At 37.3% G+C, this 268-nt stretch carries 1 protein-coding gene; it reads left to right on the top strand.

Annotation, left to right across the window (positions count from 1 at the left end):
- Positions 1-268 (top strand): low temperature requirement protein A (locus FLQ44_RS14415; RefSeq protein ID WP_147694975.1); only part of this gene is annotated, 268 nt, incomplete at both ends.

Here is a 268-nt window from a genome sequence, read left to right on the forward strand (position 1 = left end):
CATCTTTAGAATTGTTGTTTGATTTGATTTTTGTGGTGGCAATCGCAACAGCAGGGCAGCAATTACATCATAGTATTATTGAAAACCATTTATCACATGGTTTATTGCTTTATTTCATGGTGTTTTTTGCACTGTGGTGGGCATGGATGAATTTTAGCTGGTTTGCCTCAGCTTATGACAATGATGATGTGTTTTATCGCATCATGACTTTTGTACAAAACGTTATGCAATTTGGGGACGTCTTGTTGCTAAACAGCCGCAGCAAATT

Source organism: Vogesella mureinivorans (genome assembly GCF_007644035.1).
GTDB lineage: Bacteria > Pseudomonadota > Gammaproteobacteria > Burkholderiales > Chromobacteriaceae > Vogesella > Vogesella mureinivorans.